We start from the raw sequence: 5,830 nt of genomic DNA, 5'->3' as shown, positions 1-5,830 counted from the left end.
CGGCGAGGTTGTCGGAGGCCGTCCGGCCGACCTCGCGCATACGCGCGCGTGCCGCCTCGGGACCGGCGGTCTCGGCGGCGCGGGCGAGCAGGACGATGCTGGACAGCCCCTGGGCGAGGGTGTCGTGGATCTCGCGGGCGAGCCGCTGCCGCTCGGCGAGCCGTCCGGCCTCCCGCTGCGCGGCGGCGAGCTCGTCCCGTGTCCGCACGAGGTCGTCGATCAGGCGCTGGCGGCGGCGGGTCTCGCGGTAGAGCGCGGCGTAGCCGTACGCGGTGAGGACGGCGACCGCGGCCCCGGCGGCCGGGCCGATCACCTTCGCCGCGGTGAGGCCACCGGGTGTGGTGGCCTGCGCGGCGACGACGGCGCCCGTGGCGGCGGCCACGGCGGGCAGGGACCAGCGGACCGGGAGCGCGTGCAGGAAGAGGAAGAACAGCGGGAACGCGACGTAGCTCGCCCCGGGGTCGAGCGCGAGGAGCGCGAGCCACAGGGCGGTGACGGCAGCGAGCCAGAGCAGGCCGGCCCGGCCGGTGCGGGTCGTACCGGCGCGTCGCTTTCCGTCCGTACCGGTTCCGTCCGTACGGTCCGCACGCGGCGTCCCCCGGACGGCGCCGAGGCCGTAGACGGCGGCCAGCGCGAGGCCGGGAATCAGCGCTGTCAGCGGTTCGGCCCCGACGACCACGGGCGCGAGGGCGACGGCGAGCAGCACGTAGAAGGCTCCGTGCAGGGCGAGCTGGACCAGCCGCAGCGAAGGGGCTTCCGCGGCGGCACGCGCGTGCGCGCGCGTGGGCGACGTCTCCGGGGCGGGGCTGCTGCTCGGTTTCACCCCATCGAGCGTACGGCCCGGGCCGGGGGTCTCCTCGCCCCTGTGCTCCCGCGGGCCATCAACCGTTCGATTGATTTCGGGGTGCACCGGATGTGCGGGGTGGAGACCACCCCTTGCCCTGATGGCGGGCCGGGCCGTACGCGGAAGGGTGGAAGGCGTTCTGGTCAGAGCCCCGGGAGGGTTCCTTGTTCGTCGCGTTCCGTGACATCCGTTTCGCCAAGGGGCGGTTCGCCCTCATGGGCACGGTCGTCGCGCTCATCACCACCCTGGTGGTCTTTCTCTACGGCCTCACCGGCGGGCTGGCCCGCGAGGCGACGTCGGCCGTCGCGGGCCTGCCGGTGGACCGGATCGTCTTCGGCGCTCCCCCCGGGGCGGAGCCCGAGGTGTCGTTCGGCAACAGCTCGGTCGACGAGCGGCAGCTCCGGGCCTGGCGTGCGGCGCCGGGGGTCGGGTCCGCCGAGCCGCTGGGCGTCGCCATGACCCGGCTGACGGCCCACGGCAAGGCGACGTCGGTGAGCGCGCTGGGCACGTCCGCCCGGCTGCGGCCCGCGCTGCTGTCCGGTACGGCTCCCGGTGACGGGCAGCTGGCCGTGAGCGAGCGGGTGGCGCGCGAGGGCGGAATCCGGGTGGGCGACCACGTCGTCCTCGGTACCGAGGAGCTGACGGTCTCCGGCGTCACCGCCGACCGCGCGTACGGGCACGCTCCCAGCGTCTGGACGACCGTCGCGACATGGCAGGGCGTGAGCCATCAGCGGCAGCCGAGCGTGCTCGCCGTGACCGGTTCCGGCAGCCCAGCCGGGGACGCCGCCCGGACGACGAAGGCGGTCCCGGTGGACGACGCGCTGGACGGGATCGACGGCTACGCGGCGGAGCACGGCACGCTCCAGCTCGTGCAGGGCTTCCTGTTCGTGGTGAGCGCCCTGGTGGTGGGGGCCTTCTTCACGGTGTGGACGGTGCAGCGGCGGCCCGACGTCGCCGTGCTCAAGGCGGTGGGCGCGAGCAGCGGCTATCTGGTGCGCGACGCCCTCGGCCAGGCGGCCGCCGTCCTGCTCGCCGGGGCGCTGCTGGGCGCGGCGGCGGGCGCGGGCGGAGGGGCGCTGGCCGCCGCCGCGGTGCCGTTCGAACTGAGTGCGGCCACGGTGGCCGTGCCGGTCGCGGCGATGGTCCTGCTGGGCCTGGCCGGGTCCGCGCTGGCCGTCCGCCGCATCACGTCCGTCGATCCGCTGACCGCGCTGGGAGCGTCCCGTTGACCACCACTTCTGTTCCGTCTGTTCCGTCGAGGGAAGCTGCCACCACTCCGGTTCTGTCGCTGGAAGCCGTGAAACTCACCTATCCGGATGGTGACCGCAGGCTCACGGCGCTGGACGAGGTGTCGCTCGCCGTGGCGCCGGGTGAGCTGGTGGCGGTCGCCGGGCCGTCCGGTTCGGGCAAGTCGAGTCTGCTCGCGGTCGCGGCGACGCTGCTGCGCCCCGACGCGGGCCGGGTGCTCGTGGCGGGGCGGGACGCTGCCGCGATGAGCGGCAAGGAGCGCACGGCGCTGCGGCGCGAGCGGATCGGCATCGTGTTCCAGCAGGCGAACCTGCTGCCGTCGCTCACGGCGGAGGAGCAGCTGCTGGCTGTGGCGCACCTGCGGGGCGGGAGCGTCCGCCGGGCCCGGTCGCGCGCGGCGGAGCTGCTGGAGTCCGTCGGCCTGGACGCGGCGAAGCGGCGCCGTCGCCCGCACCAGCTGTCCGGGGGCGAGCGGCAGCGCGTGAACATCGCCCGCGCGCTGTTCCCGGGCCCGTCCGTACTGCTGGTGGACGAGCCCACGTCGGCGCTGGACCACGAGCGCGGCGAGCGCGTCATGGAGCTGCTGGCCGAGGTGACGCGCGGGCACCGCACGGCGACGGTCCTGGTCACGCACGACAGGGCGCTGCTCGGGCACGCGGACCGGGTGCTGTCGATGAGCGACGGGCGGCTGACGGGGCGGTGAGGCGGGCCACCGCCCCGTACGTGCCGTACGGGAAGGGCCCGTACGGGAAGGGGGTCGTGCCGGACGGCGTCAGGCGGTGTCGGCCTCGGTGCCCTCCTCGTCCTCCTCGCCTTCCCCGCCTTCCCCGTCGGCGTGGGCGTAGAGCTTCAGGACGGGAACGCCCACCTTGTGGCGGGCCCGGGAGGCCCAGTCGCGGTGGAAGAACTCCTCGACCAGGTGCGGGGCGGTCAGCACGATCACCTCGTCGGCGTGGGTCTGCTCGACGACGGACCGCAGCAGGTCCAGCGGGTGGCCGTCGATGAGCTGGCCGACGGCCTCGCTGCCCGCCGCGCGCAGCATGCGGAGGGAGTGCTCGAGCGCCAGGGCCGCCGGACGACGCGCGGCCTCCCCTTCTGGCTCGTCGGCCTCGTGGACGGCCTGTTCCAGCTCGCCCAGCGCGACGTCGTCGATGGCACGGAGCAACCGGTCCTCGGCGCCTCTGGGCTGCATCAGGACGACGAAGGACATCTGGTCGTCGTGGAGGGTGGTCACGAAGTCGACGTCTACGGCGGACAGCGGCTGCTCAATCATCAATACGCTCGTGAACACGGTGGGAGCCCTTCTCTTCGTGGGCCACCGGGCCCGACAGAAACCATCCTGCGCGTGCCCCCCTGGGCCCGCCTGTTCCGATCACGTTCCCGTGCGGGCGCGTCTGACTCAATTCTGCCCACCGAGAGGTAACCGGAGCAGAAAATTCCGCCGATTGTCAGACCCCCGATCGTCCGACGTGCGGGTTCCATGAACCGGTTCCGGCCCGGAAGCAGCCCAGAAACGACCGGGAGCCGCCAAAAGCGGCCAGAAACGGTCGGAACGACCCGGAACCCGCTCCACCGCCGCTGCCGCACGCCGTCAGGCCCTGCGGTAGCGCGTGAAGAGGAAACCCGCCTCTTCGAGCACCGACGCGAGGGCGAACCGCTCCGGCACCGCCACCGACGGGCCGCTCACGATGCGCGGCGAGGTGCCCGAGGCCACCAGCGGGGCCAGGGACAGACACAGTTCGTCCAGCACCTCGGCGGCCGCGAACTCCCCCAGCAGGCGGGGGCCGCCCTCGGTCAGCAGCCTGGTCAGCCCGCGCTCGGCCAGCACCTCCGGGACCCGCCGGGGATCGACCCGGCGCCCCTCGCCAGCCACGATCACCTCGGCGCCCGCCGCACGGGCCGCGTCCACCCGGTCCGCGGGGGCATCCGAGCCCGTCAGCACCAGAGTCGGCACCAGCGGCCCGGTGAACAGCGGAAGGGAGAAGTCCAGGTCGAGACCGGCGCTCACGATCGCGATCGCGGGCGCGGGCCCCTGGCCGAGCGCCGCACGGCGCGCCGCGAACGCCTCCCGCGCCCGCGCCGGACGGTATCCCTCCTGCCGTACGGTCTCGGCGCCCACCACCACGGCGTCCGCGAGGGCCCGCAGCGTGCCGAAGATCCGCATGTCGGCGTCGGAGGACAGCGGCTGCGAGCGCCCCTCGTGGTGGGCGGCGCCGTCGAGGGACGAGACCATGTTGGCCCGCAGCCAGACGCCGCCGGGCCGCCCCTCCTCCGCCGCCACCGCCGGGCCGCCGCCGGGGGTCCCGGGGTAGGCGTAGGCGTCCGCCAGTTCCTCCAGGTCCCAGGTGCGGTCCTCGGATTCGGCAGGGGTGAGCGGGGAGGGGAACAGGCGTCGCATAGGCCGCAGTGTGACATGCCTCGCGGCGTGACTTCCCTCTCGGCCGCGGAACCCCGCCGGGGCGGAGGGGCTAGGCTGGACGGTCGTGTCACCCTCCACTGCATCCGCTTCCGGCGCAGCAGCCCCGGCAGCCACCTCCGCAACGGGACCGGCCGACGCCTCCGGCCCGATACCCCGGCAGGGCGCCGGTTCCCCCGTCGCCCTGACCTCGCGCGCCCCGCACGTACCGGCCGACCGCCTGGTCGCCGAGATGGTGCCCCCGCCGCGCTTCGACTCGGTGCGCTTCGAGAACTACATACCGGACGCCAGGCAGCCCAGCCAGGCGGAGGCCGTACGCACACTGGACGGCTTCGCGGCCGGTCTGGGCGGGGCGGGCGCGAGCGGAACGGGCCGCAGGCGCTGGTTCCGGCGCGAGACGAAGCCCGCCGCGGCCGCGGGCCCGCGGGGCGTCTACCTCGACGGCGGCTACGGCGTCGGCAAGACCCACCTGCTGGCCTCCCTCTGGCACGCCACCCCCGCGGCGCCGGAGCAGAAGGCGTTCGGCACGTTCGTGGAGCTGACCAATCTCGTCGGCGCGCTGGGTTTCCAGCAGACCGTGCAGACCCTCAGCGGGCACAAGCTGCTGTGCATAGACGAGTTCGAGCTGGACGACCCGGGCGACACCGTGCTGGTCTCCTCGCTGCTGCGCAAGCTCGTGGACGCGGGCGTGGCGCTCGCCGCCACCTCCAACACGCTGCCGGGCAAGCTGGGCGAGGGCCGGTTCGCCGCCGCCGACTTCCTGCGCGAGATCCAGGGGCTGTCCGCGCACTTCCGCCCGCTGCGCATAGACGGCGAGGACTACCGCCACCGCGGGCTGCCGGAGGCTCCGGCCCCCTTCGGTGACGACGTCGTCACCCGCGCGGCACACACGACACCGGGCGCTTCGCTCGACGCCTTCCCCGCGCTCCTCGACCACCTCTCCAAGGTCCACCCGAGCCGTTACGGCGCCATGTGCGACGACATCGCGGCGGTCTGCCTCACCGGCGTGGAGCCGGTGCCGGACCAGTCGACGGCACTGCGGCTGGTGGTCCTGGCGGACCGGCTGTACGACCGCGAGATACCGGTGCTGGCGTCGGGGCGCCCGTTCGACGAGATCTTCAGCGAGGAGATGCTCGCGGGCGGCTACCGCAAGAAGTACTTCCGGGCGATCTCACGGCTGACGGCTTTGGCGCGCGATGCGAAGGCCTTGCCGGCGGCTTCCTGAGTCTTCGGCTGACCCACCGCTGTGGTGCGGGTCAAAGAAGATTTTTCCCTCTGGGGGCTCCGCCCCCAGACCACCGTTCGCGGGGCTGGCTCCGCCC

The 5,830-nt window shown here is 74.1% G+C and carries 6 protein-coding genes; 3 read left to right on the top strand and 3 right to left on the bottom strand.

Going from position 1 to position 5,830, the window contains the following annotated elements; all coding sequences use genetic code 11:
• On the bottom strand, positions 1-823 hold an 823-nt coding region (locus K6I34_RS29900; protein WP_229330656.1), incomplete at its 3' end, for a histidine kinase.
• A gap of 185 nt (positions 824-1,008) precedes the next feature.
• Between K6I34_RS29900 and K6I34_RS29895 the strand changes: the two genes are divergently transcribed.
• A complete protein-coding gene (locus tag K6I34_RS29895; protein WP_229330655.1) occupies positions 1,009-2,073 on the top strand; it encodes an FtsX-like permease family protein in 1,065 nt (354 codons plus the stop codon).
• Between the two features lie 59 nt (positions 2,074-2,132).
• Positions 2,133-2,795: an ABC transporter ATP-binding protein gene (locus tag K6I34_RS29890; protein ID WP_238489969.1), complete on the top strand. Its 663-nt coding sequence runs from the start codon at positions 2,133-2,135 to the stop codon at positions 2,793-2,795.
• Between the two features lie 69 nt (positions 2,796-2,864).
• Here K6I34_RS29890 and K6I34_RS29885 read toward each other — a convergent pair whose 3' ends face one another.
• The gene (locus K6I34_RS29885) at positions 2,865-3,365 is read right to left on the bottom strand and encodes an indole-3-glycerol phosphate synthase (RefSeq protein ID WP_238489967.1); all 501 of its coding nucleotides are present in this window, start codon (positions 3,363-3,365) and stop codon (positions 2,865-2,867) included.
• Positions 3,366-3,683: 318 nt separating this feature from the next.
• Entirely contained in the window at positions 3,684-4,490 is an 807-nt protein-coding gene (locus K6I34_RS29880) for a pyrimidine reductase family protein (protein WP_229330649.1), read from the bottom strand.
• 85 nt (positions 4,491-4,575) lie between these two features.
• Between K6I34_RS29880 and zapE the strand changes: the two genes are divergently transcribed.
• The gene (gene zapE / locus K6I34_RS29875) at positions 4,576-5,733 is read left to right on the top strand and encodes a cell division protein ZapE (protein WP_374231058.1); all 1,158 of its coding nucleotides are present in this window, start codon (positions 4,576-4,578) and stop codon (positions 5,731-5,733) included.
• Positions 5,734-5,830: the final 97 nt, after the last annotated feature.

It is taken from the genome of Streptomyces sp. UNOC14_S4, from assembly GCF_020740835.1.
Classification (GTDB): Bacteria; Actinomycetota; Actinomycetes; order Streptomycetales; family Streptomycetaceae; genus Streptomyces.
The sequence above is the reverse complement of the archived record's forward strand: the minus strand, read 5'-3'. Positions and strand labels throughout refer to the sequence as shown.